The 25,190-nt window shown below is 45.1% G+C and carries 25 protein-coding genes and 1 other annotated feature; of the genes, 14 read left to right on the forward strand and 11 right to left on the reverse strand.

Going from position 1 to position 25,190, the window contains the following annotated elements:
* Positions 1–99: 99 nt before the first annotated feature.
* Positions 100–1,176, reverse strand: a complete 1,077-nt coding sequence (locus M3636_RS27075) for a M23 family metallopeptidase (RefSeq protein ID WP_251384582.1) — start codon at positions 1,174–1,176, stop codon at positions 100–102.
* Positions 1,177–1,392: 216 nt separating this feature from the next.
* Between M3636_RS27075 and lipA the strand changes: the two genes are divergently transcribed.
* Together lipA and M3636_RS27085 are read left to right on the forward strand one after the other, a co-directional pair.
* Complete coding sequence (lipA, locus tag M3636_RS27080; RefSeq protein ID WP_128103474.1) at positions 1,393–2,292, forward strand: lipoyl synthase; 900 nt, start codon at positions 1,393–1,395, stop codon at positions 2,290–2,292.
* Between the two features lie 10 nt (positions 2,293–2,302).
* A complete protein-coding gene (locus tag M3636_RS27085; protein ID WP_251384583.1) occupies positions 2,303–2,725 on the forward strand; it encodes a YutD family protein in 423 nt (140 codons plus the stop codon).
* 64 nt (positions 2,726–2,789) lie between these two features.
* On the opposite strand, the gene M3636_RS27090 is transcribed toward M3636_RS27085, so the two are convergent.
* The gene (locus M3636_RS27090) at positions 2,790–3,593 is read right to left on the reverse strand and encodes an NAD kinase (RefSeq protein ID WP_128103473.1); all 804 of its coding nucleotides are present in this window, start codon (positions 3,591–3,593) and stop codon (positions 2,790–2,792) included.
* Between the two features lie 103 nt (positions 3,594–3,696).
* Positions 3,697–4,974: a sporulation integral membrane protein YlbJ gene (gene ylbJ / locus M3636_RS27095; RefSeq protein ID WP_251384584.1), complete on the reverse strand. Its 1,278-nt coding sequence runs from the start codon at positions 4,972–4,974 to the stop codon at positions 3,697–3,699.
* Between the two features lie 584 nt (positions 4,975–5,558).
* Between ylbJ and M3636_RS27100 the strand changes: the two genes are divergently transcribed.
* Together M3636_RS27100 and M3636_RS27105 are read left to right on the forward strand one after the other, a co-directional pair.
* On the forward strand, positions 5,559–5,936 hold the full coding sequence (locus M3636_RS27100; protein ID WP_128103471.1) for a globin domain-containing protein: 378 nt from the start codon (positions 5,559–5,561) through the stop codon (positions 5,934–5,936).
* Positions 5,937–5,977: 41 nt separating this feature from the next.
* Complete coding sequence (locus M3636_RS27105; protein WP_128103470.1) at positions 5,978–6,709, forward strand: DUF2225 domain-containing protein; 732 nt, start codon at positions 5,978–5,980, stop codon at positions 6,707–6,709.
* 23 nt (positions 6,710–6,732) lie between these two features.
* Here M3636_RS27105 and M3636_RS27110 read toward each other — a convergent pair whose 3' ends face one another.
* Positions 6,733–6,966, reverse strand: a complete 234-nt coding sequence (locus tag M3636_RS27110) for a hypothetical protein (protein ID WP_056702306.1) — start codon at positions 6,964–6,966, stop codon at positions 6,733–6,735.
* Positions 6,963–7,145, reverse strand: coding sequence for a YycC family protein (locus M3636_RS27115; RefSeq protein WP_128103469.1), 183 nt, complete (start codon positions 7,143–7,145; stop codon positions 6,963–6,965). Before M3636_RS27115 ends, M3636_RS27110 begins: the two co-directional genes overlap by 4 nt.
* A gap of 180 nt (positions 7,146–7,325) precedes the next feature.
* Here M3636_RS27115 and M3636_RS27120 point away from each other — a divergent pair, with 180 nt between their 5' ends.
* Together M3636_RS27120 and M3636_RS27125 are read left to right on the forward strand one after the other, a co-directional pair.
* Positions 7,326–9,125, forward strand: a complete 1,800-nt coding sequence (locus tag M3636_RS27120) for a M3 family oligoendopeptidase (RefSeq protein WP_128103468.1) — start codon at positions 7,326–7,328, stop codon at positions 9,123–9,125.
* Positions 9,126–9,482: 357 nt separating this feature from the next.
* Positions 9,483–9,896, forward strand: a complete 414-nt coding sequence (locus M3636_RS27125) for an O-methyltransferase (protein WP_128103467.1) — start codon at positions 9,483–9,485, stop codon at positions 9,894–9,896.
* A 77-nt stretch (positions 9,897–9,973) separates the two neighbouring features.
* Here the strand turns inward: M3636_RS27125 and M3636_RS27130 are convergent, their stop codons facing one another.
* Complete coding sequence (locus tag M3636_RS27130; RefSeq protein ID WP_024634588.1) at positions 9,974–10,207, reverse strand: alpha/beta-type small acid-soluble spore protein; 234 nt, start codon at positions 10,205–10,207, stop codon at positions 9,974–9,976.
* Between the two features lie 217 nt (positions 10,208–10,424).
* The gene (locus M3636_RS27135; protein ID WP_145408761.1) at positions 10,425–11,399 is read right to left on the reverse strand and encodes an aldose 1-epimerase; all 975 of its coding nucleotides are present in this window, start codon (positions 11,397–11,399) and stop codon (positions 10,425–10,427) included.
* A 258-nt stretch (positions 11,400–11,657) separates the two neighbouring features.
* Positions 11,658–11,936, forward strand: a binding site (T-box leader).
* An 89-nt stretch (positions 11,937–12,025) separates the two neighbouring features.
* Between M3636_RS27135 and trpS the strand changes: the two genes are divergently transcribed.
* Entirely contained in the window at positions 12,026–13,018 is a 993-nt protein-coding gene (gene trpS / locus M3636_RS27140; RefSeq protein ID WP_251384585.1) for a tryptophan--tRNA ligase, read from the forward strand.
* Between the two features lie 119 nt (positions 13,019–13,137).
* On the opposite strand, the gene M3636_RS27145 is transcribed toward trpS, so the two are convergent.
* Positions 13,138–13,335: a hypothetical protein gene (locus M3636_RS27145; RefSeq protein WP_145408723.1), complete on the reverse strand. Its 198-nt coding sequence runs from the start codon at positions 13,333–13,335 to the stop codon at positions 13,138–13,140.
* A gap of 118 nt (positions 13,336–13,453) precedes the next feature.
* Between M3636_RS27145 and M3636_RS27150 the strand changes: the two genes are divergently transcribed.
* Positions 13,454–13,675 (forward strand): alpha/beta-type small acid-soluble spore protein, encoded by a 222-nt coding sequence (locus tag M3636_RS27150; protein ID WP_056702318.1) that lies wholly within the window; start codon positions 13,454–13,456, stop codon positions 13,673–13,675.
* Positions 13,676–13,782: 107 nt separating this feature from the next.
* Here M3636_RS27150 and M3636_RS27155 read toward each other — a convergent pair whose 3' ends face one another.
* Positions 13,783–14,763 carry a metal-dependent hydrolase gene (locus M3636_RS27155; protein WP_128103463.1) on the reverse strand — a complete coding sequence of 327 codons (981 nt, stop codon included), beginning with the start codon at positions 14,761–14,763 and terminating at the stop codon, positions 13,783–13,785.
* A gap of 467 nt (positions 14,764–15,230) precedes the next feature.
* Here M3636_RS27155 and M3636_RS27160 point away from each other — a divergent pair, with 467 nt between their 5' ends.
* Complete coding sequence (locus M3636_RS27160; RefSeq protein WP_128103462.1) at positions 15,231–15,842, forward strand: SCO family protein; 612 nt, start codon at positions 15,231–15,233, stop codon at positions 15,840–15,842.
* Positions 15,843–15,964: 122 nt separating this feature from the next.
* On the opposite strand, the gene M3636_RS27165 is transcribed toward M3636_RS27160, so the two are convergent.
* Both M3636_RS27165 and M3636_RS27170 read right to left on the reverse strand, forming a co-directional pair.
* Positions 15,965–16,312 (reverse strand): toprim domain-containing protein, encoded by a 348-nt coding sequence (locus tag M3636_RS27165; RefSeq protein ID WP_056702325.1) that lies wholly within the window; start codon positions 16,310–16,312, stop codon positions 15,965–15,967.
* Between the two features lie 169 nt (positions 16,313–16,481).
* Complete coding sequence (locus M3636_RS27170) at positions 16,482–17,663, reverse strand: MFS transporter (protein ID WP_251384586.1); 1,182 nt, start codon at positions 17,661–17,663, stop codon at positions 16,482–16,484.
* A gap of 213 nt (positions 17,664–17,876) precedes the next feature.
* Here M3636_RS27170 and M3636_RS27175 point away from each other — a divergent pair, with 213 nt between their 5' ends.
* The 5 genes from M3636_RS27175 to M3636_RS27195 all read left to right on the forward strand — a co-directional run bounded on the left by M3636_RS27175 (position 17,877) and on the right by M3636_RS27195 (position 25,171).
* The gene (locus M3636_RS27175; RefSeq protein ID WP_251384587.1) at positions 17,877–18,332 is read left to right on the forward strand and encodes an ATPase; all 456 of its coding nucleotides are present in this window, start codon (positions 17,877–17,879) and stop codon (positions 18,330–18,332) included.
* Between the two features lie 202 nt (positions 18,333–18,534).
* The gene (locus M3636_RS27180) at positions 18,535–19,680 is read left to right on the forward strand and encodes a transglutaminase domain-containing protein (RefSeq protein WP_251384588.1); all 1,146 of its coding nucleotides are present in this window, start codon (positions 18,535–18,537) and stop codon (positions 19,678–19,680) included.
* Positions 19,681–19,786: 106 nt separating this feature from the next.
* Positions 19,787–21,814, forward strand: a complete 2,028-nt coding sequence (locus tag M3636_RS27185; RefSeq protein WP_128103458.1) for a peptidoglycan D,D-transpeptidase FtsI family protein — start codon at positions 19,787–19,789, stop codon at positions 21,812–21,814.
* A 210-nt stretch (positions 21,815–22,024) separates the two neighbouring features.
* Positions 22,025–23,992, forward strand: coding sequence for a peptidoglycan D,D-transpeptidase FtsI family protein (locus M3636_RS27190; protein ID WP_251384589.1), 1,968 nt, complete (start codon positions 22,025–22,027; stop codon positions 23,990–23,992).
* 243 nt (positions 23,993–24,235) lie between these two features.
* Positions 24,236–25,171, forward strand: a complete 936-nt coding sequence (locus M3636_RS27195; protein WP_483311549.1) for a metal ABC transporter solute-binding protein, Zn/Mn family — start codon at positions 24,236–24,238, stop codon at positions 25,169–25,171.
* Positions 25,172–25,190: the final 19 nt, after the last annotated feature.

Raw genomic sequence — 25,190 nt, forward strand, 5'->3', positions numbered from 1 at the left:
AAGAAAAGAATCAAACCCAAAAGAGCCTTAACATAAGGCTCTTTTGGGTTTGACTTGTAGTATTTCAACATTTGACTGTTTGGCGTGTTAATCATAACTCTATTTACTTTTATTTTTCTTTTGTTTACGCTCTTCTCGCTCCCAATGAGATAACGAGGGATAGGGGTCGAACGACCATTCCGTCAGACCACTATCCCGATAAATACCGTAATGGAGATGTGGAGGAAACTTGCCTTGGGTTCCTGGTTTTCCGTAACCGGAACTGCCTACCCAACCGACGACTTGACCTGGCGTTACGACTTCGCCGATATGGGCGTTCTTGTCAAAGCCAGATAGATGTGCGTAATAGTGGTAGTGATTATTCAAGTCCCGAATACCAATCCGCCAACCGCCGAATGGATTCCAGCCTTTGATCTCCACAACGCCATAGCAGGTGCTGCGAACAGGAAGACCGTGTGGTGCGAAGATATCTGTACCTTCATGAATTCTGTAGCCACCCCAGCTTCGTTTCGTGCCCCATGTGCTACGATAAGAGTAATTGGTACCTAACGGGACGGGAAAAGCATGTCCAAATAGATCAAGATTATCGAAATGCTCGTATAACTTAGCAAATTGCTGAATGCGTTGTACCGATCTGGAGTTGTGATAATACTCCCATAAAGCGATGCTAAAATCTTCTTGACGGTTTCCATACTTCTGAATGACACTAGCAATGCTGTAGAGCAAATCCTGATCGTTGTTGGGGTCTGCAATACCGTCTCCTGAACCATCTCGACCATACCCGTTAAAAAATAGAATCGATGCCGGCTGCTGATCTGTTTCATCCGGGTTTAACCAGCCTCTCCACGCTGGAGACGTCATATAGATGCCTGACAGCCGTTCGGGATGCTTGCGATCCTTCGGATGCGCACGTGTAATGGTGCGTTCATATTGATCAATCGCAGCTAATCTGTACCAAGGAATTCCGGATACCTGCCCGATACTTTCATATAAATTGCGGCGTGCAGCGAAGATTTCAGCAGGCTTTTGTTCTGCAACCTGGTTCTGGGCTTGTGATGTGGTTATGGAGGGTTTACCATGGACATCTACAGGCAAGAGTGGGAGAAGCAAGGTGCCTGCGAGAATCGTTTTAATCCAGAAAGTGTAGGTAAACCGCGATGTGAAGCGATCTTGCACAGGGAAGCAGCCCCTTTCCGTAGATGATGAACACAACTGCCGAGTGAAATAAGCTATATCCTAGGTTCTTCAAAAGTCGTGATTTTATCCATGTAAGGATTTTGCATATAAGAGTTGTCATGCACAAGATGAGACAAATGGGAGTTTTTCCAACGCTTTCATGGTATAATATGTTCCGAGCAACAGCCTAACTTCAGTAGAAAGAAGGTTTACGCATTGGCTAAACGTGTTAAAGAACCGAAACCGGATTGGATTCGGATCAAGTTGACCACCGGCGATAATTATCAGGAAATGAAAGAGATGATGCGTTCCAAAACGCTGCATACAGTATGTGAGGAAGCACGCTGTCCCAACATTTATGAATGCTGGGCCAATCGAACGGCAACTTTTATGATTTTGGGCGATATTTGCACACGGGCATGCCGTTTTTGTGCAGTCAATACCGGCTTGCCAACGGAACTAGATTTACAAGAACCAGAACGGGTAGCAGAGGCAGCGGAACAGATGAATCTGCAGCACTGTGTTATTACCAGCGTAGCTCGTGATGATCTGAAGGACGGCGGGGCTACAATCTTCGCAGAGACGGTGAAGGCTGTGCGTAGACGTCTACCTCTTTGTAGTGTTGAAGTGCTCATTCCAGACTTCTTGGGCGATCGTGAATCATTGCAGATTGTTATGGATGCCAAACCGGATATTTTGAACCACAACATTGAGACAGTAGAGCGTCTGTCAGATAAAGTACGTGCGAAGGCGAAGTATAAACGTTCTCTGGAACTGCTTGCTCGTGCCAAAGAAATGCAGCCAAACATCCCAACAAAATCAAGTATTATGCTGGGTGTTGGAGAGGAATATAATGAAATTCTGGCAACGATGGATGATCTTCGGGCGGTAGATTGCGATATTATGACGATTGGTCAATACTTGCAGCCTTCCGAGAAACATCTGTTTGTTGAAAAGTATTATCCGCCAGAGGAATTTGCTGCACTGAAACAGGAAGGCTTGAAACGTGGATTCAGCCACGTGGAATCCGGACCGATGGTGCGTAGTTCCTACCATGCGCATGAACAGGTGAAGTCAGCTACCAAACATGCGGAACAGGCGGCAACACACGCATGATGGAGGATACATGATGGATGATATAGAAGTGCAAGAAGGAAGTATAGAACAGGTTCAAGACACGGTGCAAGATAAACCGGAGGATAACGCCCAACAAAATTCACAAGACAAACCTCAAGAAAAGATCATCGTTCAAGTTGGTGGGAAAAATTACGAAATCGTACAGAACCACAAAGAAGGATGGAACGCTGAGGTTTTCCGTGATCGATACAGTGAGGTATTGGAACGGTACGATTATATTATCGGAGACTGGGGATATAGTCAGTTACGTCTGAAGGGCTTTTACAGAGATAATCATCCCAAAGCTACGAAGGATTCAACGATTGCCAGTTTGGTGGACTATATTAATGAATATTGCAACTTTGGTTGTGCGTACTTTGTTCTACAAAAGAGCAAAGAGCAGCCACCAGCCAAAGCAAAAAGCGGCTCTTAGAAGAGCCGCTTTTTTGTTGCTTTTTACTATGATATAACTTTCATTAAAATGGTCAGGAGTACAGCTAGTCCAGAAAGGCTGTGCGCACTCGATTCCAGAACGGGTAAGGGCGATACCGCGCAAAACTAACTTTATGACTAGATACTTGGCAACGTACAGAGATAAGATCCTCAACCATAACGTTAACGTGATCAATCGTCATCAATAGACGCTGATCCTTCCGTGAGAAGATATCACAGTGATGGTGCTTCGGCAAAATAACCGGTGAACCCAGCGTTCGATAAACGCGATTGTTAATGGAAGCAATCTCAGCGATCTGGATTGCATCAATTGTAGGATGTACCATGGCACCACCAAGTGCCTTGTTGTATGCCGTACTACCCGAAGGCGTCGATACACAGATGCCATCCCCACGAAACATTTCGAAAGTAACGTCATTAATATCAACCTGAGCAACGACGGTACCATCTACCCCTTTTAACGTAAATTCGTTTAACGCAATATAAGAGGAATTGCCTGACTTTTTATGAATCTCCAGCTCCAGTAACGGATATTGCACAATGCGGGGTTTGAGATGATCCGAATCCCCTTTTCCGCTCATCAGTCTTACCAGTTCTCTTAATTCTTCCTTCTTCCAGTCGGCGTAAAATCCGAGATGACCTGTGTGAACCCCAACAAAAGCAATGTCCGGGATCCGGTCGATGAAGTTATGAAACGCCTGCAGCATCGTACCATCGCCTCCGATAGAGACAACAATTTCGGGTGATTCTGCATCCAGCTTGAATCCTTCCTCTTTGGCCAGCGCGTGAAATTGCTGACTGAGATCAATCGATAACTGGTCTCCGCGGTCTTGAACATAGTATCTCAAGATGAAAGCTCCTTTGTGGTCATTATACTACCGATGATAATCAATTCCGGAGAAGAACACAACGTTGGATTGATATTCCTGCCAATAAAGATGGAGAAACGGGTTATCTTTTTACAGGTCTGTCTGAAAATAGAGAAACCATTAGGGAGCAGAGCAGCAGCAAGAGCATCACGATCCCGAGGGTGATTAGACCCGTTATAACAATCGTCCCCCAGTGCGGGGTGTATGTAAATGGTAAGAAATCAGGGACAGTCGGAGCAAAAGCAGGCAAATCCATAGAAGTTCCCATAATTGGTACCCACAGCAACATCACCAATAGTGGTGCGATGAGTGCATGGATGACTCTAGCCAATAGGAAAGGTCCATAACGCATAGGTGTGTTGCTCAGTATGCTCATAATCTGTGCGTGAACAGAGAGTCCGCCCCAAGACAATACAAATGCTGCTGCCGCCGCCTTATACATCAGGGGGATGCTTGCTCCTGCGGTTCCGGCTTCTTTGGCTCCCAAAGTCACTTCAAATAACCCGCCTACAAGGCTCTGGGACAGAGCTGGGGGCAGCCCACCATGAATTAAAACTGATTCCGTCCATTGGTATAACACACCCAGCCAGCCTGTTTGTACCAATAGTTCCATGATGACGGAAAAGAATACAACTAACCCTCCAACGATAATAATAAGTCGAAGGGATGAGGCGATCGCCTGGCGCAACAATTCGCCAAAAGCCCGACCATCCGCCATACGTGCCTGATGCATTGCCTCAATGGCGAGCTTCAGCTTATTTTTATGTATGTTTTTTGGATGTGACGGGTAAACTGTGGATTCGTTATTTGAGTGCTTATTCGAGTGTCCTGGTCTTCTGCCATGGAAACGCATCAGTAGTCCGACGATAAATGCGGCTGCATAATGTGAAGCAACCAACACGGGTGCAATTGCGACATTATGGAAGAAGCCGACAGATACGGCACCGATCATGAAAATGGGATCAGATGAGGTGGTGAAGGCAACGAGGCGTTCTCCTTCCTCACGTGTAACCAACTTCTGTTCCCACAACTGTGCAGTCAGCTTGGCTCCCGTAGGATAACCGGATGCGCAACTGACGGCGAATACGAATCCGCCACTACCCGGTACACGAAAAAGTGGACGCATAAGTGGGTTAAGTAACGTACCGAGGAAATGAACAATTCCAAACCCGATGAGCAGCTCTGACAAAACTAAAAATGGGAAAAGGGAGGGGAATAACACGTCCCACCAGATGGCAAGTCCGCGTACACCCGCTTGCCACGTTTCTGCCGGAAACAGAATCATGAGCATGCAGAGGACGAGGAGAGCAAATATAAACATGACATGGGTCAGTTTTTGCAGCTTACCTAGAGCAGACATGATCCCTCTCCTTTTTAGCAAAATGGCTTTTTGACAGAATAAGGTCTTGTGCGATCAATATATGAGCTTAAGCGGACAAACAGTACAAATGAATACCTATGGGCAATAGAAAGCGCTTGCAAAAATGGCTGTATTTTTAAATGATGTATGCTAAAATAAAAAAAACGCCTGAACGTCACCTCAATCTGCTAACGGGTGAATTCAATTCGGATGGAGTGATGATTATGAGTCTTGTCACCGGAGTCCTAGTCTGTGCTTTTGTCTACGTTATACGTGCGTCGCTTGTACGCTCTGAAGAAGAGGACTGGCGAAGCTATTAATGAATAAATGATGCGCTGAACCTTAGGTTTGGCGCTTTTTTTGTTGTTATGATCTAGTCGCGAGCAAGTCCATATTAGGTTGTCATCCGCGAAATTGTTAAATAATAATCCATATCTTGTGTGATGTTAGATAGGACTTTTGGTTTTTTTTTGATAGAATGAGGATTAGGGTGTATGTAGCCTTGTCTATAATTTTAGTTCACAATTAAGCATAGGAGTGTAATATATGCCAAAATTCGACACAACTAGTGTGGGGGCAAATCAATGAAACCTACGCTAAGTATTTATGAAAATCTCGGCGGGGAACAAGGTGTACGCGCTTTGGTAGAAGCCTTTTACCCGATTGTTATGCAGAATGAGCAGTTAGCGCCATTGTTTCCTGAAGATATTCAGCCAGTGATGGATAAACAGTACATGTTTTTATCTCAATTTTTCGGGGGACCTGCCTTGTTCTCTGAGGCCTATGGTCATCCGATGATGCGCGCCCGCCACATGCATTTTGAAGTGACGGTTGAACGAGCTGAAGCATGGCTTTCGTGTATGAATCAAGCGTTGACACAGATCGGTGTTGAAGAACCGTTGCATTCGTTTATCTTGCAGCGTTTATCGGGACCGGCACATCACTTTGTGAACACGCCTTAGTTCCGATATACAAGCAAGCAAACGGGAGAGGGATGGAATGAGTGGAACTAGAACCGCTGTATAAGGTGAAAATAACATGTCATTATTGTGAAAATGAGTTTGAAACTTCACGGGTAAGACCTAGTTTGAAGAGACCTTACCGAACCGATTCCGACTTCTGCGCCTATTACAAACTAGAGAACCCGGACTTTTACGTTGTGCGCATCTGTCCTGAATGTGGATTTGCTTCGACAGAGAATTCAACGGAACGACTAAGTGATACACAGCGGCAAAACTTCAAAAATCAAATCGGTAATCGTTGGGAAAAACGAGATTATAGCGGGGCACGGACGATTGATCAAGCACTTGCAACGTATAAGCTTGGGTTGTTGTGTGCGCAAGTGATCCAAGAGAAGGATCGTGTCGTTGCAGGTTTACTTCATCATATTGCCTGGCTGTACCGCTACCGAGAGGATCATGAGCAGGAACGTCGATTTCTTGAGTTTAGTTTAGACTCGTATGTGAGGGTGTTTGAGCGGGAAGGCACAGGTGGAAATGAAGCCAGATTGCTCTATTTGCTGGGGGAATTAAATCGTAGGATAGGTCGCTTCCATGAGGCGGTCAAATGGTTTGGAAGAGTCATTCAGGACAAGCGTATTACAGATGCAGCCATGATTCGTGCTTCAAGAGAACAATGGGCCTTACTGCGCGAACAGATGATTTCTGGCAAAATGGAGCTGCCTGAAGAGATGATTGAAACCGAAAAAGGGGCTACTAAGCGTAGCCCCATCTAAGCATCAATCGTAACTGAATTCAATTAATTGCGAATAGGACGGCTGGACAGCAGGTAGTCACTATCGTTGTCAATCACCGTCATACTCCCGTTACAACAAGGAAAGACCAGCAATTTCTTCTTGCCTTCACGGATGCGTACTAGCTCTTTCGGTTTAAGGGGCAGCAGCACATTGCTTGCATGGCAGAACGGGCATTGCTGTACATAGATGTCCCCCATCACAATGTCATAAGGCCAACTGTTCTCAAAAGGAATCATTCCTGTTCGCCTTCCGAGGCTTTTTCGGATGCAGTTGGCTTGGACGCTTCAGCTTTGGCTAATTCGGCAATTTTCTGCAGCAGGATATGCTGGGGCATATGCATCAAGTGTTCCAGTGGCACACCAAGGGATTCCGCTAATTTTACGGCTGTGTCAGCCGATACTTGTAAAGGTTTCATCACGTTTACCTCCTAAAGAATAGCTTAAACTATTCCTCTAGTATAGAGATACAGTCTTCATAAAACCAGTCTTTATTCAGGTAATTACATTTGTGTTGAATGAAAAATGGAATCACAGCCTTCATAGGGTTCATTGTTTCGTCATTTGTTATTCAATCTGTAGAGAGAGGTGCCTAATTAATGAAAACACCATTACATCCCGTATGGGATCTGGAGTCCATCTTTAGTGGAGGTTCTTCCTCCGAGTCATTTGCTGCATACCTCGTTGAGCTTGAGCAGGATGTTCGCAACCTTCAGCAACTACTGAGAGAAACACCAGTACCAAGCAATCTGGAAGAAACCAAAACATTTGATCCGATTTTGGAATTGTTGCAGAGCTGTTACATTCGAACTTCCGAAGGATCAGCTTTTGTATCATGTCTTTCTTCACAGAATCAGAAGGACAAGAAGGCTACACAGCTTCAAGGAGCGATTAGTTCCCTTGCAGCGATGCTGAACAGCAGTAAGTCCCAGTTTGATAACAAACTCAGTGAAACAGAAGACCACGTATGGGAAGCATGGATTGCTCGGGATGACATTGAGCCACTATCTTTTGTCCTGAACGAAAGTCGCACACAAGCTCGTGAGAAGCTGTCACCTGAACTCGAAGGTCTTGCCCTTGATTTAGGTGTGGATGGTTATCATGGCTGGGGCAAATTCTATAACACCATTGTAGGAAAGATTAACATTCCTTTTGAGCAAAATGGAGAAACGGTCATGCTGTCAGCAGGGCAGGCTTCCAACAAGCTTAGTGACAGTGATCGTACTGTACGCGAAAAGGTTTTTGCACAATGGGAAGAGGCTTGGACTGACGTCGAGGATTTTTGTGCGGATACGCTGAATCACCTTGCCGGCTTCCGTCTGAAGTTATATGAGAAGCGTGGCTGGGATGATATCCTCAAAGAACCTTTGGCCATTAACCGCATGTCGCGTCAGACACTCGATACGATGTGGAATGTTATTAACGGAGCCAAACCTGCATTGGTTCGGTATTTGGAGCGCAAAGCGAAGCTTCTTGGTGTAGAAAAGCTGAGTTGGAGTGATGTCGATGCTCCTGTTGGAAAATCGGGTGGCAAAGTGACGTATGATGAAGCTGCGATTAATATTGTCGAACAGTTCGCGAAGTTCAGTCCCAAGCTTTCAAAATTTGCTGAAATGGCGTTTGAGAAGCGCTGGATCGAAGCTGAAGACCGTCCTGGTAAGCGTCCAGGTGGCTTCTGTACATCTCTGCCGCTGAGCAAAGCGACGCGGATCTTCATGACATTCTCTGGGACTCCATCAAATGTTTCGACACTCGCTCACGAGTTAGGACATGGATACCACCAGCACATCATGGAAGAGTTGCCTGCGCTGAATCAGCGTTACGCGATGAATGTAGCGGAGACGGCGTCTACTTTTGCTGAGTTGATTGTTGCAGATGCACTTGTTCAGGCGGCGACGGATGAACAAGAGAAGTTGGCTTTGCTGGAAGATAAAATTCAACGCAGTGTAGCCTTCTTTATGAATATTCACGCTCGCTTCTTATTCGAAAATCGTTTTTACGAGCAACGTAAAAAGGGACTTGTTAGTGCTGACGAACTGTCCAAATTAATGGTTGATGCTCAGCAGGAAGCATTCTGTGGTGTGTTGGCATCCGATCATCCACATTTCTGGGCATCGAAGCTGCATTTCTATCTGACAGGTGTACCTTTCTATAACTTCCCGTACACTTTTGGTTATATGTTCAGTGCAGGAATCTATGCTAGAGCACAGCAAGAGGGAACAGCCTTTGCGGATAAATATGACGACTTGCTGAGAGATACGGGTCGGATGACGGTAGAACAATTGGCACATAAACATCTGGGAACAGACCTAACCCAGCCTGAATTCTGGCAAAATGCCGCCAATTTAGTTGTTGCTGATATTGAGCAGTTCCTTGAGATGACGGAAAATCACCAATAAGCACCATAAAGGTTGTTCAACAAGCCCACTTTTGATTAAGCCCTTTTGAACATGCATGTATAGACTATGGTTGATATTTACCGATATGAAATTGCGATTTATATAACGTTATAAGACTGCTAGCCCAATGAAATATGATGGGGTGGCAGTCTTTTTTTCTGACATGACAGATGCGATTATTTTGTCGCAATACAGAGAAAAAACTCAGTTTTAAGCGGAAGAATGGCAATTAATTGTGCAAACCATAGTAATAAATACCCAAGTTTGTTTGATGTTGTTGAATGACCATATATATTGTCATATAATGAGTCGTAAGTCCTTGTTACGAAGGGATGAAGTGCATAAAGGAGGAGCAATATGGTAAAAATTGACCAGCTTTCATTAGCACGACAGTTAGATCTGGTGTTCAAAGAGCTAGATAATGAGTTGGCAGGGTTAGATTCAGGTGTAGTTTTTGTGCAAATACGAAATAACGTAATTGGGAAATTTGGAATTCGACATAATCCGATAACTGGACGGAATGGACAGTTGGAAGTGGAAAATGAGGGATTGAATGAAGCTCAGCGATCTTCTTTCCGGGTTATGGCATTAGAAACATTGAAATTCAAGAAGAACTGGACGCATGGAGAAATTTCTTACGATTTTACAGTAAGACAAGGCATGATTCTGGTAGATGCAACGATGGAATCCAATTACAATATGGCTAACTTAATGATTCGTTATCCTAGGACTAATACATACAAGGATTCAGGAATGGAATCAACTTCCTAAGCGCCAGCATAACCAAAAGCGGCACTTCTGAAGAAGGCCGCTTTTAGCTTTATCAACTTAAGCATGCGTTCGAGTTCTTAAGAACGACCCGATAATTGCTGCTCAGCGATTTGTACCAGACGTTTAGTAATGTAACCTCCCAGAGATCCTGTCTCACGGGAAGTGTAGTTACCGTAGTATCCATCTTGTGGAATGGTTACACCCAGCTCTTGCGCTGCTTCGATTTTCAATTGTTGCAAAGCTGCTGTTGCTTGGGGAACAACCAGATTGTTAGAGCTGTTTCTATTACCTTGGTTTTGGCCTCCGTACATGTGTGTCACCTCCTTATGGGTTGGTGATGTTAGTATGGTTAGAGAATGCAGAAATATACATGATATGGCGAAAGGGAAATTTTAGGGGTTAATGATGTGAAGGATATATGCAAAAAGCCGATCCAATATGGATCGGCCTTCTTGCTGTATAGGTAAAATAAAGAACGTACCTCTGTGAGGTATGATGAAGTCATGATAGAGTTATTTCTTCGTTACATTATTCTACTGGAGGAACAACTTCAATCCGTGTAACCAGCTCTACTGGCTGCTGTGGTTCCAGTCGAATTAATCCCGTTTGCTGATCTGATAAAGGCAGATTCGGGGCATCGGAGAGCCAAGTGTAGGGCTCAATGCACAGGAATTGATCGGATTCACCTTTGGTATAGAGAACCCAATGTTTGAAGTATCGTTCATCTGCTGAATAATTCAGCAGATACCCATCCTGACGACGGAGCTTGGCGATGGCTGGTTGATGCTCGTCAGCCTTGAGAAGTGTATCCCAATTCCGTCCTTGCATATTAACACCTTCGTTCAAGGCAGACCATTCACCTAACTCAGCAATATCACCTGTAGGTAGCTGTTCCTCATTCTGTGAATATAAACCTGATACAGGCAGTTGAAGTGTCCATTCGGCAGGTGCGCCGTCAAGGAGGAACCATGTATGATATCCCATTCCAAACGGAGCAGGAGTTGAACTCAAATTGGTCACGCGCAGATGCTGACTCAGGACGGCATTTTGCAGCCTAAACGTCATCTCTAGCTTGAGTGGAATAGGAAATTGCTCCATCCAGTGCTCTTCGTTCTCGGTAAGTAATTCCGTAGTGATGGCACAACCATCTTCATCCTCTTCAATGTCACTGACACACCAGGATTGCGTGCGATGGAGACCATGGATGTGGTTGTCGTTGGCTGTGTTCTGATCGAACTGGTAATGGACGCCCTCATATTCGAATTGTCCGCGATGAATTCGACCAGGTGGAATGAGAAGCGGAACACCGAAGTGATACGGTTTCTGCAGATAAAATGCAAGCTCATCTTCTTCTGGACTGCGGACGACATCGCGTCCCTGCACGAGATCGCGAATCGAGATGATATTATTTCCAAGACGCGGTAGCAGGGTAATCTCCAATTCACGGCTATGTAGGATATACGTGTCGTAACCATTCCATTGGCCTTTGGTCACTTGTTTCATATCGATGCTCCTTTTCCCACTTGAAATCTGTCTGCAAGCGGCTATCATAATTTTCCGCTGCAAGCGTGTCATTGTGTACATGCCAGCAAATCTGTAAGCATTCCACATGAATGCGTGGAATAGGGGTTAAGCCATTCCATTTCCATCATAACAGATTTCAGTGGAGTGGGTAAAAAAAGCTCGTTCTTAAATTTTGACAATCCGTGTGGATCGCATTAAGATGGTATTCAGATATAGGCGTATTCACGAGTTGAATAACTTAAAGCGATGATAGGGACAAGTAAGTGGAGGGCACTCTCTTCAGAAAGCCGGTGGGTGATGTGAACCGGTGTGAACTCTTTGCCGAATGGGCCCTTGAGTGCAGTGTTGAACCGGGTAGCTGATATTGGCTTGATCCCGCAGTAGATTCTGACGTATATTCCACGTTACGGAACAATGAAGGTGTTTCCTTGTTGATGAATCGATGTGCGTAAGTACAGAGAATCTACTTATCAAGGGACACGAATAAGGGTGGCACCACGGTCTCACGTCCCTTGCGGGCGTGGGATCTTTTTGCGTCCGCGGAGAATAGATGTTTTACCAGGATTAACCCAAGTCAGAGTCAAATTCGAGGAGGCATTACGTTTATGAAAACAGTATTATCTGGCATTCAGCCGAGTGGTAAACTTACGCTTGGTAACTACATTGGTGCGATCAAAAATTTTGTGAAGCTACAGCATGATTATCAATGTCACTTCATGGTGGTGGATCTTCATGCCATCACTGTCCCTCAGGAGCCTGCTGCACTCCGTGAGCAATCCGAGGCGGTAGCTGCATTGTTCATCGCCGCTGGCATTGATCCGACCAAATCAAACGTATTTTTGCAGTCCCATGTGCCTCAGCACGCTGAGCTGGGATGGTTGATGACAACACTCACTTCCATGGGTGAACTTGAGCGTATGACTCAATTCAAAGATAAGTCTTCAGGCAAAGATTCCGTTGGAGCAGGACTGTTTGTATATCCATCTCTGATGGCAGCCGACATTCTGCTATACAATGCTGATCTCGTTCCTGTAGGGGAGGACCAGAAGCAGCATTTGGAGCTCACGCGTGATCTCGCTGGTCGCTTCAACCACCGTTATGGAGAGTATTTCACCATTCCAGACCCGTACATTCCGCAAGTGGGTGCGCGTGTGATGTCATTGGATGATGCTTCTTCAAAGATGAGTAAAAGTAATCCGAATGCAGGCAGCTATATCGCATTGCTGGACACACCGGCAGAGATTCGTAAGAAAATCAGCCGTGCCACAACAGATTCAGGCCGTGAAGTTGTGTATGATCCAGCGAACAAACCGGAAGTTAGTAACCTCATGAGCATCTATGCGGAATGTGCAGGTATGACTCTGCAACAGGTTGCAGATCAGTATGAAGGTCAGATGTATGGTCCATTCAAAAAAGGCTTGGCAGAAGCAGTCGTTTCCGTCATTGAGCCATTGCAACAACGGTATCATGAGATCCGCGAATCTGGTGAATTGGCTGATATTTTGGATACTTCGGCTCGTCGTGCGGAAGAAGTGGCTTCCAAAACACTTAATGATGTGAAGGAACGTATGGGCTTTGTACCAAGACGTACACGATAGTAAGTCGTATTTGAATTCAATTATATAGAGCAATGAGTTTTAGATATAGCAAGAAGAGGAGCCATAGGCTCCTCTTTTGTTGTTTGGCTAGTGTAGAAGCGTCGCTTCAGAACACAGAATTAAGAAGCTGAACCCGTAGATGTTTGAAGTTCGCGACGCTCTTTTTTGGCACGAATGACAAACCCCCAACCGATGTTACCAATCGACAAAATGAATCCTAATGCAGCTAGCCAGCCAGAGTATGACATTGTAATGGCTGTAACCGTTAACAAAACAATGGAAGAGAATGCAAACCATAAGGATAGACCTTTGCTCATTGGAAAAAACCTCCATCATAAATTTAATGAATCTCCGTATAACCTGAAGCGTGCGAGACATAATAATCTTGCAAGCTTGCATTACATTACAGACACAGATTGAAAGGAGATTTAAAATATGGCTCAAGGATCTCGTTCTTCTAACAACTTGGTGGTACCTCAAGCAACTGCAGCATTGCAACAATTGAAAATGGAAGCTGCACAGGAACTGGGTGTAACTATTCCACAAGACGGTTACTATGGTAACTACACTTCCCGTGAGACAGGATCTCTGGGTGGATATATTACCAAACGTCTGGTACAAATCGCTGAGCAGTCTCTGGCTGGGTCTGGCAAATAATTTATTATAACCAAACGGCAACAACACAGAAGGCCCGGAGCGGAATGCTCCGGGCTTTCGCGCGGTTTAGTTCCTATGTTGATTGTGCCCTTCTTGGCACACTTTCGTCAAGAGCGTGCCGTCAAAAGTTTTTTATCCATTTTTTCGTCACTTAACCAGCCCACATACGTGTCGATCGTTTCGAAATTTCGATCCATGACAACGACAGCAACAAATGGATATTGTTTGCGGTGTCGATAACGGACATCCGCCCAGCGGACTTTATATCCAACAGGCAATTCCTCGACCTCAGCTACAGCATATGACGTAAAGTATAGGAAAGCCTGCACCTCAGGTGACTGACGAGAAGCTGCTACCGCTGCATGAGTAGAGGAGGAAGCTTGCAAATTCCAAGTCAGGTCGGAACCATCTAATTTTCCAATCTCATACCGATCATCTGCATAACGCTTCACTACATGCCATCGATTCCAGGATATCGTGGGAATAACGACATAACGAATGGCATCTGTGCTGTAATCCATTCGTTTCACCTTAGCAACAGCCTGAGCATGAGCAATAATTCGCCAGATGTAATACAAGCCGATGATGATATACAGCGTGACGAACAATGGAGCAGGTGCTACAACATCAAAAGCCCAGAGTAGGATTGCCGCAGCATGGGAACTGAATAGAAACGGATCAAAAATATGAATGATATTCCACGCGATCCACTTATCCGTAAATGGTCTTGCCGCTTGAGTGCCATACGTATTGAATAGATCCGTAAATACGTGTACACACACCGCAACAGCCGTCCATATAGCAACATGTGCAATAGCGACACCAGGGAAGATCAATGCGATTACACCTGTAATGAGCAATGTCCATAACAGGAGAAATGGCAGGGAATGGGACATCCCTCGATGATTTCGAATATACAGGGAATTACTCTTGAGACGCAGCGCAGTATCGATATCAGGAGCTTGTGAGCCAGCGATCGTACCGACCATTACCGCTGCCGCAAGCATAGGGCTTGAGGCTACAACAGGATCAACATAAGCTAGCCCAGCCAAACCAATGCCCATGACAAAATGTGTAGAAGTATCCATAGAAGTCTCCTTTGTTGTGTAGATCGTTCTCATCATACTAAACCTCTAATCATTCTCTATCTAGGTGATACCCATCTATAGTGTATATTATCCGTCTGACTAGAAGCAAAACAGGTCACCAGCCCAACAAAGCTTAGATCAGTCCCATTTTTTGTTCGATATTTGTACAAGCATTGTTCCACTATTTTGGGATTTTCTGTGATAAACTTTATATCGGATATAAAGGGGACTGGCTTTACCGTTTCAAACGGCATGTTCAAAAAGTTTCGTAGGCATGATGCTGAAGAACAGGTACAATAGTAGAGTACTCTGCAATAGATGAATCTTCTCGTCATACATAATTTAGCAATAAGACCGTCATTTATGATCGTGATTATTTGTGGGGGTAGGCAAAAACTAAGCTTTTAGGTTTTTCATCGTATGTATGCGTATTCATTGTAATGACATGGGAGAAAGGAAGAGGATTAATGCTCAAAAAGTATATGTGGACATGGATATTGCTCGCACTAGCCCTTGCTATGGCTGTATATCTCATGTGGGGAAATGTATTTGCTAGCAAGGAGAAATTACCCGAAATCCGGGAGATCCAATCCTTTTCGATGGAAAATGTAGATGGGAATACCGTGTCGCTTGAGGATACTCAAGGCAAAGTCCGTTTATTCTACTTTTATTTCACCAGTTGTCCAGATGTATGCCCTATAACGACATTCACACTTTCTCAAGTGCAGGATCTGTTGAAAGAGGATGACACATTTGGCAATGATGCTTCGTTTGTATCGATTTCCTTTGATCCAGAGGTGGACACGAAGGAGAAGATTAAGGAATTTGCCGATCGTTTCCATGCTGATTATAATGGGTGGTATTTCCTTCGCGGGGATATGGAAGAGACGAAGAAATTTGCCAGAGAATCCTTCCAGATTCTGATTGAGGGTGAGACTAAAGATGATTTTGCCCATATGAACCTGATTGGTTTGGTGGATCGCAACAATCAACTGCGTAAGATATACAGTGCAGGCGCTACAAATGATGTTGATCCAGCAGTAATCGCAGAAGATATTCGCAACCTGATTAAGGAGTAAACAACGAAATGGTGGGGTACGGAGCGTATCTCGTGATCCGTATAACAGTAATGTATAACAATCAAAGGCACCGCCCAGATCGGACAAAGATCTGAGTCGGTGCCTCTTTGTATTGGGCATATTTAAAATGACGGCTGTTCCGGATATTGAATATATGCCTCTAATCCTGCTTTTTCTAACTGGGCAATGATGTATTCATCCGGTGTTCCTTCTACCCCCGCATAACCACGTCTCGTGTACATCTGCTCCGCATCCGGAAAAGCATCGCGCAGAACGCCTCTAATTTTCTTACCAGAGCTGTCATTATCCATAAATAGATAGACCTCATCATAACCAACCTGCTTTTTCAGCGTCTCAAGTTTCAAGGAATTCAGTGTTCCAAACGTACACAAAATGTTGATCTCAGGCCCAACCAGTCGTTTGAGTTTGCTACGATCATTTTTACCTTCCACGATGACATGAATAGGCATCATATTCACCTCTTGTTCGAGAGCTTGTGTCGACATTCCCCGGGAAATGTTGTCGCGGAAATCGACGGATCATATATAGTGTAGCTGTAAATAGGGGAATGATGCAAAGGACTAGCAAAAAAAACAAACTCTTGCAGGGATTGAGGCACAAGGAACGTCTATTATCATATTAACCCAGAATACTTTTGGGGTCAGAAGCTGACAATGAAGCTTCTTGTCTGGAATTAAAATATGGAAGCAGAAGAATACCAACCATCAGTAAGATGAATCCGATAAAATAAGGAGAGACTCCCACACGAATCTGTCCGGCTGCGATTGGGCCAATGAAGGAGCCGATGGATGTCGCGATGGATTGTAGGGAGAAAATCCGACCCAGCTTGTTGCCACCGCTTAGCCTGATAAATAAGGTTGCCATTGCAGGAAATGTGATGCCCTTGGACATCCCGAGTACAAACAGGACAGTAGGCAAAGGCAACTGAGGAATCGCTGCTAAGGCGAAGAAGCAAAGGGACATCAATAATACACCTGCGGTTAAACGTAGCTTAGGTGAATATCGATTAAGGAATAGCATACTCAATGTAAATAAGGCTCCAATACTAATGATGGAAAATAGAAGGCCCGTAGACATGATGGAGGAATGACCTCCACCTCGAAGAGGTAGTTCAAAGAAAAGAATGCCTTGGGCACAGGCTATGACAAGTGGCAGCGCGAAATAACGCCAGGATACGGGCAGGAACACCTTTTTGCTTTCAGGTAGAGGGCTTGGCTGGGCAGGCTCAGTGACCTTTTCATGCTGTGGCTCGATTAATCCCTTAGGCATGGAGAAGAAGGCAATAACACCTGTCAGAATGAGCAAGTAACCAAGGCTCGCAAAGGTTGCCGAAAATCCTAAACTACCTACGATGAGTGCTCCTGCCGCAGGAGATACAACGGATGCGAGTGTATGAACTACACCATGACCAGACATATACTTGCCCTGGGTAACGGGATCACGGGACAACTGAGCTAGCAGGGCTAGACAGGCAGGAGATAGAAAGGCGAGCACAAACCCGCTAATGGAGCGAAGTGCGAGCAGCTGCCATGGGGTGTGGATCTGGGCTTGGATGAGCAGGATGATGCCCGCACCTAACAGGCTGAACACAATGTAGCGGCGGCTACCGTGTCTGTCGATTTGCGTACCAGCAATGAGATTACCAGGTAAATGAGTCAAGGAGTAGATACCCATCATCCAACCAATGAATGTTGGAGCCGCCCCAAGCGAAATAGCGAATGGCGTCAGTATTGGATACTGGGCATGCAGATCAAAAACAGCAAGAAACAAAAATAAATAGAGCCATATGGCCGTTTTCACAAAAGCCCCTCCTTGTTAAACGATGCATGTTCATCGGTGGTGTATCGGGTATACGTGTTTATCACGCAGAACCTCATGGTACTACTTGTACGCCCGGAGGGACGAACTTAGACCCTTTATTTTTGCACTTATAGGCTTAGCTGACAGCAGGTTCGGAAATCATGTATAATATTCGGGAAGTGTGTACTCAACTCTAATTCGGAAGGTGTAGTCATGGACATAGAAGTAATTAAAGAGTTTGTGATGCAGAACTGGCTTGTGATCGTTGTTGCCTTGATCATTTTGTTCTTCGTTCTGAATGTCGTCAAAACGGTATTGAAATGGGCGATTGCCATCATCATTATTGCGGCTCTACTGATATACAGTGGTATCTCCATTGACCAGATCAAACAGACGGTAACGGATGTTCAAAGCAGTACAATGGACACATTGAAAAAGGAAGCAACGAATCTTATGGTGAACGAAGCGTCTAAGGCGACCTATGCCAAAGGACAAAATGGAGAGTTCACTATTACAAGCCCCAATGTAGAGATTAAAGGCACGGCAGGCGCGGACAAAGTCAATGTCACGCTTCGTGGGATCTCGCTAGGTGAATGGAATTTGGATAACGAAACGATACGTGCCTTTGTTGATACGGCAAAAGGAAACGTAACAGCACCAGCTTCTTAGAGGTTGTTCAAAAAGTCCGATGTTGATTACGAGGGATGCCTTGCGGCATCTCAGCGTCGAATATGGAATTCAGCCGAAATGTCCGTTGCTCACGTAGCTTGATCTACGCTCCGCTACTCCATTTCTAGCTTTATTCCATCTTCTTGGTACTGAACACCGTCCTTTTTGAATACCAGCTTCTTAGTAAAGGGGGAATGAATTCGTGCTGCAAAGTTGGCTGGACAGCCTGAAGGAATTCAACGGTATCACCATTGTGCTGTTGTTAATTGTGGCAGCTTCATTGCTGCAAGGGTGGTCTAGAGGAGCATCGCGTTCTGCAGGCAGACTGTTTGGCTTCCTAATGGATGGTATTATGGTGGTCATTAGTATTCTGCTGTCTGTCGGCCTGACGTTATGGCTGGCGCCATATGTTCAACAATGGCTGTCTACGTATGCCGGGACGATCCCTAATCGAGATTTGAATCGCTGGGAGCAGATGTATTATACATTAGTTACAGCTATTGCTGATTTTCCGTTGATGCGGTTCGCTGTGTTATTTGTCATTAGCTATGGGTTCATCCGGTTGATTCTCGGATTCCTATCGTCCTTTTTCTATAAAAGGAATGATTCAGCGGATCAGGAGAGCTGGCCTAAAGGCTTCTTTAGCCGTTTAACCGGAGCAATCATAGGTGCAATTATCGGCTCTGCGCGTGGAATGATTGTGATTGCCATTTTATTCATGATCGTAAGTCTCTATCCAGGCAGCATGTTCAGTCGTTACGTGGAGGCTTCACCCATCTACATGCAAGGAGCCAAATCCGTGATTGAGCCATTGTCGGGTAATCTGATCAAGGACAAGCTCCCTGTGTTTACCCAGGCTGTGCAGAAAGAACTGGGCGGTATTCTACAGCGGAAGTATGATGTTATTGATCATAATATCCCGGCTGATATCGAGTCTGCGGCACAGGAAATTGTGCAGGGTAAGTCCACGGAGGAAGAAAAGGCGCGGGCGCTCTATGATTGGGTAGGTTCACGAATTGAGTATGATTACGGCAAAGTAGACGATTATGAACAAAAAGGCATTTGGCATGAGCAAACGCCGCAAAATACATTTGATACGCGTAAGGGTGTGTGTATCGACTATGCTCGCCTATATGCGGTGATGGCTCGATCACAAGGGCTTGAGGTTAAGGTTGTAACAGGTCTTGGCTACAATGGGCAGGGCGGTTATGGTCCGCATGCATGGAACGAGATTTATTTGAGTGATTCCCAGAGCTGGATTCCACTGGACCCGACATGGGCAGTGAGTGGCGACTGGTTCAATCCTCCGAATTTTGCCGATACCCATCTGAAAGATCAGACAACATAACAATACACCGGGCATGGGTCCGGATATGACGACGTTGCCATGTTATCATGCCGTGAATGAATAATATTTAAGCGGTATGCACCAAGTCATGAAAGAGGTAGGATGAATGAACAATCATTCAAAAGAGAAGGATGAATTTACGGATAAACGGCGCTTCAGTTACCGTATTAACGTATTTTTCTTCGTTTCCTTTGTTATTTTTAGTGTTATTATTGTACGTTTGGCGTTTTTGCAATTTGTTGAGGGGCCAGAGCTAAGTCAGGAAGAGGCCAGCAACATTACGAAGGATGTTCCGCTTGCTCCGGTGAGAGGTACGATCTACGATTCCACAGGTGAGGTGAAGCTGGCTTATTCCAAGCCCATTCAATCCCTTTACCTGACGCTTTATAAAAACTATGGCGATGTAGGTGGAAAACCGAGTCCGTATATGCCAGAAGCGGAAGATATCGCTACTCGGCTTCATGATGTGTTTGAGAAATACAAATTAAAAGACTCTGAATCACTTACCGTGGAAAATATCATCGAAGAGATGGATTTGAATTCGCGCAAAGCCAATGGTTTCATGCCACGTCTGATTAAGAGTGATCTGTCCGAAGAGGAAGTCGCTTATTTTCTCCAGCATAAGGATGAGTTCAAGGGTATCCAGATTGTGGAGGAAAGTGTACGGTACTATGACCCAGATACCGTAGCTGTTCAGACCATTGGTTATTTGAAGAAATTCAAAAGTTCCAAATCCCTCGACAAATATCAAGCGATTGACGAGGCGAATAAAACACAGAAGGATCCAGGTCTTGTATACACAGAGAATGAGTTTGTCGGCTTCGATGGATTGGAGTTTCAGTACCAGGACGCTCTGCGTGGTAAGAGTGGATATAACTCGGTGGACGTAGACTTGCGGAATTTGCCAGAAGGTGTAGCGGGGACGACCCCTCCTGAGAAGGGCTATGATCTGATTGCCAGCATTAACAAAAACGTGCAAGTGAAGACAGAGCAGGCGATCATGGATCAGCTCAATTGGCTTCATCGGAATCCAGTATCAGGTAAATTGCATCCTAATGCAAAAACAGGTTTTGCGGTTGCGATGGAAGTAGACACGGGGAAAGTTGTTGCTGCCGCCAGTATGCCGGATTACGATACCAACGTATGGAGAACCGGAAGTATTACAAACGAGCAGTACGATAGTATTAAGTATATCTATCTAAATGGTACGATTCGGGGATTCGCGCCTGATGACTCCAGAAAGCGTGCGGAATCCGTTGTATTGCTCGGTTCCACGATTAAACCACTCAGTGTGCTGATCGGTTTGAAAGAGGGATTTATTACAACAAACACAGTCTACCCGGACAGAGGTTCAACGACGTTTGGTGGAGATAATCGTAGAGTGCAGAACTCAGGCGGTCACGTGTATGGTCTGTTGCGTCCTCGTGATGCCATTCGTCATTCCTCTAACACATTTATGATTGATGAGATCGGTAAAAACTTATATAGCCGTTATGGCGCTAAAGGTATTGATGTGTGGAATGGGTACATGGAACAATTCGGACTAGGCGTAAAAACGGGCGTTGACTTACCGAGCGAATATGCCGGTCTTAAGGATTACAACAATGATGCCGAAAGTTCGCTTACTCGACTTGTATATGCTTCCTTTGGACAACAGGGTAAATATACAGCCATGCAGCTTGCTCAATATACAACGATGCTAGCTAACAAAGGAAAACGGATGGAGCCTCAATTAGTGAGCGAAATCCGGGATTCCGAAGGTAACATTGTAGAGAAGATCAAGCCGAAAGTGTTGAGTACTGTAGATTTCAATGATGCATATTGGAATGAAGTGCAGCGTGGTATGGCAACAGAGGTTTCGGCCTTTAGCAGCTTCCCATATGATTTTGCGAGAAAAACAGGGACATCTACACAGGTCGTCGGCGGTAAAAATGTCGATAATGGGGTATTTATTGCCTATGCTCCTCGCAACAATCCGAAGCTTGCGGTAGCCGTAGTCATTCCTGAAGGTGGCTTCGGTTCAAGCAGTGCGGCACCTGTTGCGCGTGCAATCTTCGATGCGTATGATGAGGAGTTTGGACTGGACGGAGTTCCGAAGAAAAATCAAAATGATGAAACGAATACGCAGCAATAACGTATCAGTTAGTATATAAGGGGTTCCCTCTGGGGAACCTCTTTTATTTTGACATGGTTCATGTTGTTAGTTATTTGGTGTATTACCATTTATAATGATCTATTTACCTATGACGAAAATGTAACCAATATTTGGGGGACATCGTGGATTACCTTTGATAAACTCATAGAAGAACAGCGAATATGAACTTAGGAACGGAGAGCTAAATACATGTTTAACCGATGGAAAAAGAGCAAAATTGTTACGGAAGATCCACCTGTTAATAAGCTATCGAGCGCAAGGCTTAATATGTTTTTTTTCGCAGCCTTTGTCATATTTAGCATACTGATTTTCCGGTTAGCCTTTGTGCAATTTGTTGAGGGACCTGAGCTCACCTACATGGAAACGAGCCGTAACACAAAGGATATTCCACTTGCACCCGTGCGTGGACCTATATACGATGCGACTGGAGAGGTGGCGCTGGCATATTCCGTGCCTGTACAGTCTCTGTATGTCATGTTATACGAGGACTACAGCCGAGGAGCTAGGCAAGAAGAAGCGCGAGAATTAGCTGAGGATCTGGCAGGAGTGTTCCAGCAGTTTAACCCAGGAGATCCGGAGCAACCGGATGCAGAAGAGATTATTAAACGCTTGGATCTTGAATCTCAGAAAGCGCATGGCTATACGCCAAGGCTTGTAAAGTCGGATCTGAATACGCAAGAAATTGCTTATTTCATGGAGAAAAAAGCAGAGTACCCAGGTGCGATGGTACTGGAGGAGAACGTACGGAGATATGATCCTGATGGTGTTGCCGTTCAAGCCATTGGATATACGAGAGAGTTCAAGGGACAACAGCAAAACTCAGAAAAGTATAAAAAAATTGGTGAGGCTGAATCGACGGAGCGTGACCCTGGGCTTCGCTATACCCAGCAGGAGAATGTTGGGGTAGACGGTCTGGAATTTCAATATCAGGAAGAGCTTCGCGGACGCAGTGGTTATCAGTCGATCGATATCAATGCCCGTAATCTGCCAGAGGGTGCGATGGAGCAGACACCGCCGCAGAAGGGATATAGCCTGGTCTCCACAATTAATAAAGAAGTTCAGCTGGCAGCACAAGAGGCTATCACCGATGAACTGCGTAGACTGCCTAAAGCGGTTACCGGTTATGCAGTAGCGATGGAAGTGGACACGGGGAATGTCGTAGCCATGGCGAGCATGCCAGACTATGATCCAAACGATTGGGATTATGACAAAATTAAGTTTGTGTATCGTAACGGAACGATGGCCTCTTTCCCACCGGACGATTCGAGAAAGAAAGCAGAATCCGTTGTGCTACTTGGATCGGTTATCAAACCGCTCAGTGTACTGATCGGCTTGAAGGAAGGGCTGTTTACAGCTGGACAGACCTATCATGATCAGGGTTATGCGATCTTAGGTAAAGACGGCAGACAAGTGAAAAACTCGCATTCCGCATATAACGGACACATTACGGCGAGGCGAGCAATTGAGAAATCATCGAATGCCTTCATGATTGATATGGTAGGTAAACGACTACTGAATAAGTATGGTTCGGTAGAAGGTATTAATAAGTGGGATGAATATATGAAGGATTTTGGCCTTGGCGTATCTACGGGTGTAGATCTTCCTGGTGAGTTCTTGGGACGATTGGAATACAAGGAGGAACATGAATCTGGACTGACGCGTTTGGCTTTTGCATCATTCGGCCAACAAGCGAAGTACACAACCCTTCAGCTTGCACAATATACAACGATGCTTGCCAACAAAGGTAAACGGATGGAGCCACATTTGGTGAAGGAGATCCGTGATGCTGATGGCAATGTGGTCAAGAAGATCCAACCCAAAGTATTAAACGAGGTCGAATTTGCGGATGCGTATTGGAATGAGGTACACCGCGGGATGGTGACAAAAGTAAGCTCATTTGATGGTTTCGCCTATGATTTTGCTCGAAAAACAGGAACCTCGGAGCAAGGTACAGGGCCTAATAAGAAGGAAAATGGTGTGTTTATCGCTTTTGCACCGCGGGATAATCCGAAACTAGCGGTAGCAGTCGTTGTACCCGAAGGGGGATTTGGTTCGGTTAGTGCCGCTCCAGTTGCCCGGAAAATCTTTGATGCTTACGACGAAGTATATGGTCTAAATGGTGTCCCGAAAGGTAAGAAAGATGCAGAGCAACAATAAGATTCTGGAATATTTAATTTTGTAAAATACATTCGAGATCATGAGCCTAAATCAACGGCTCACGATTGATTTAGGACAGGCAGGGGAAATTTTCCCTTGCCTTTTTATTTTTCATCGGATAAAATTTGCACAAGGGAAACATTATTAGCTTAGATTAAATTTTAATACCTTGTACAACAAAATTAGATATGGACAAATATTTTAGGAGAAGGAAAGGGGTTGCTTGAATTGTTGTTGGTGAAGATGAGGAGTATTCATCGAGGATTTATGACGCTTGCGGCTTTGGCAATTATTGTGGTGCTTACCGCTTGTTCGAGCGAGGCACAGACCGGAAGTAATGGGAAAGTGCAAGTAACAGCTACGACAGGAATGATTGCAGATGTCGCACGTGAGGTAGGCGGAGCATATGTTGACGTTACCGGATTAATGGGACCCGGCGTAGACCCCCATCTGTACAAAGCGTCTCAAGGAGACATACGCAAGCTGGAGCAAGCGAGTGTGATTTTGTATAACGGACTGCATCTGGAAGGCAAGATGACAGATATTTTGGAGAAGATGTCCAAGAGCAAAATCGTCACAGCTGTAACGGAAAATATTCCTGTTGAAGAATTACGTTCTGGTAAAGACACCGGTGGTACAGAATACGATCCTCACGTCTGGTTCGATGTTGGTCATTGGATTCATACGACAGAGTCGATTCGAGATACGCTGATTAAGGCAGATCCAGCGCATGAGGAACAATATAAAGCACAAGCTGAACAATACCTCGGCAAACTGCAAGCATTAGACGAAGAAGTTCGTCAGCAGATTCAAGAAATTCCAGAGGCAAGTCGAGTGCTCGTCACCGCCCATGATGCTTTTGGATACTTCGGGCAGGCTTACGGCATGAACGTCATGGGACTGCAAGGAATTAGTACAGCAGCGGAATATGGTGCGAAGGATGTCAGTGAGCTGCGTGATTATCTTGTAGAGAATCAGATCAAAGCTGTGTTTGTAGAGTCGAGTGTGCCTGCAAAAGCGATGGAAGCCATTATTGCTGGCGCGGCGGAAAAAGGACATACGGTCACCATTGGCGGCGAATTGTTCTCGGATGCCATGGGTGCTGAAGGTACGGAGGAAGGCACATATATCGGTATGATCCGGCATAACATTCAGACCATTGTCGGGGCATTGAAGTGATCGAAGTAATGGAAGAAAC

The sequence above is a fragment of the Paenibacillus sp. MER 99-2 genome (genome assembly GCF_023714095.1).
Classification (GTDB): Bacteria; Bacillota; Bacilli; order Paenibacillales; family Paenibacillaceae; genus Paenibacillus.

Coding starts and splice junctions, on each gene's coding strand:
- M3636_RS27085 (WP_251384583.1), top strand. CDS start 2,303: ATGATGGATGATATAGAAGTGCAAGAAGGAAGTATAGAACAGGTTCAA.
- ylbJ (WP_251384584.1), bottom strand. CDS start 4,974: ATGTCTGCTCTAGGTAAGCTGCAAAAACTGACCCATGTCATGTTTATA.
- M3636_RS27100 (WP_128103471.1), top strand. CDS start 5,559: ATGAAACCTACGCTAAGTATTTATGAAAATCTCGGCGGGGAACAAGGT.
- M3636_RS27110 (WP_056702306.1), bottom strand. CDS start 6,966: ATGATTCCTTTTGAGAACAGTTGGCCTTATGACATTGTGATGGGGGAC.
- M3636_RS27115 (WP_128103469.1), bottom strand. CDS start 7,145: ATGAAACCTTTACAAGTATCGGCTGACACAGCCGTAAAATTAGCGGAA.
- M3636_RS27120 (WP_128103468.1), top strand. CDS start 7,326: ATGAAAACACCATTACATCCCGTATGGGATCTGGAGTCCATCTTTAGT.
- M3636_RS27125 (WP_128103467.1), top strand. CDS start 9,483: ATGGTAAAAATTGACCAGCTTTCATTAGCACGACAGTTAGATCTGGTG.
- M3636_RS27130 (WP_024634588.1), bottom strand. CDS start 10,207: ATGTACGGAGGCCAAAACCAAGGTAATAGAAACAGCTCTAACAATCTG.
- M3636_RS27135 (WP_145408761.1), bottom strand. CDS start 11,399: ATGAAACAAGTGACCAAAGGCCAATGGAATGGTTACGACACGTATATC.
- trpS (WP_251384585.1), top strand. CDS start 12,026: ATGAAAACAGTATTATCTGGCATTCAGCCGAGTGGTAAACTTACGCTT.
- M3636_RS27145 (WP_145408723.1), bottom strand. CDS start 13,335: ATGAGCAAAGGTCTATCCTTATGGTTTGCATTCTCTTCCATTGTTTTG.
- M3636_RS27150 (WP_056702318.1), top strand. CDS start 13,454: ATGGCTCAAGGATCTCGTTCTTCTAACAACTTGGTGGTACCTCAAGCA.
- M3636_RS27155 (WP_128103463.1), bottom strand. CDS start 14,763: ATGGATACTTCTACACATTTTGTCATGGGCATTGGTTTGGCTGGGCTA.
- M3636_RS27160 (WP_128103462.1), top strand. CDS start 15,231: ATGCTCAAAAAGTATATGTGGACATGGATATTGCTCGCACTAGCCCTT.
- M3636_RS27165 (WP_056702325.1), bottom strand. CDS start 16,312: ATGCCTATTCATGTCATCGTGGAAGGTAAAAATGATCGTAGCAAACTC.
- M3636_RS27175 (WP_251384587.1), top strand. CDS start 17,877: ATGGACATAGAAGTAATTAAAGAGTTTGTGATGCAGAACTGGCTTGTG.
- M3636_RS27185 (WP_128103458.1), top strand. CDS start 19,787: ATGAACAATCATTCAAAAGAGAAGGATGAATTTACGGATAAACGGCGC.
- M3636_RS27190 (WP_251384589.1), top strand. CDS start 22,025: ATGTTTAACCGATGGAAAAAGAGCAAAATTGTTACGGAAGATCCACCT.
- M3636_RS27195 (WP_483311549.1), top strand. CDS start 24,236: ATGAGGAGTATTCATCGAGGATTTATGACGCTTGCGGCTTTGGCAATT.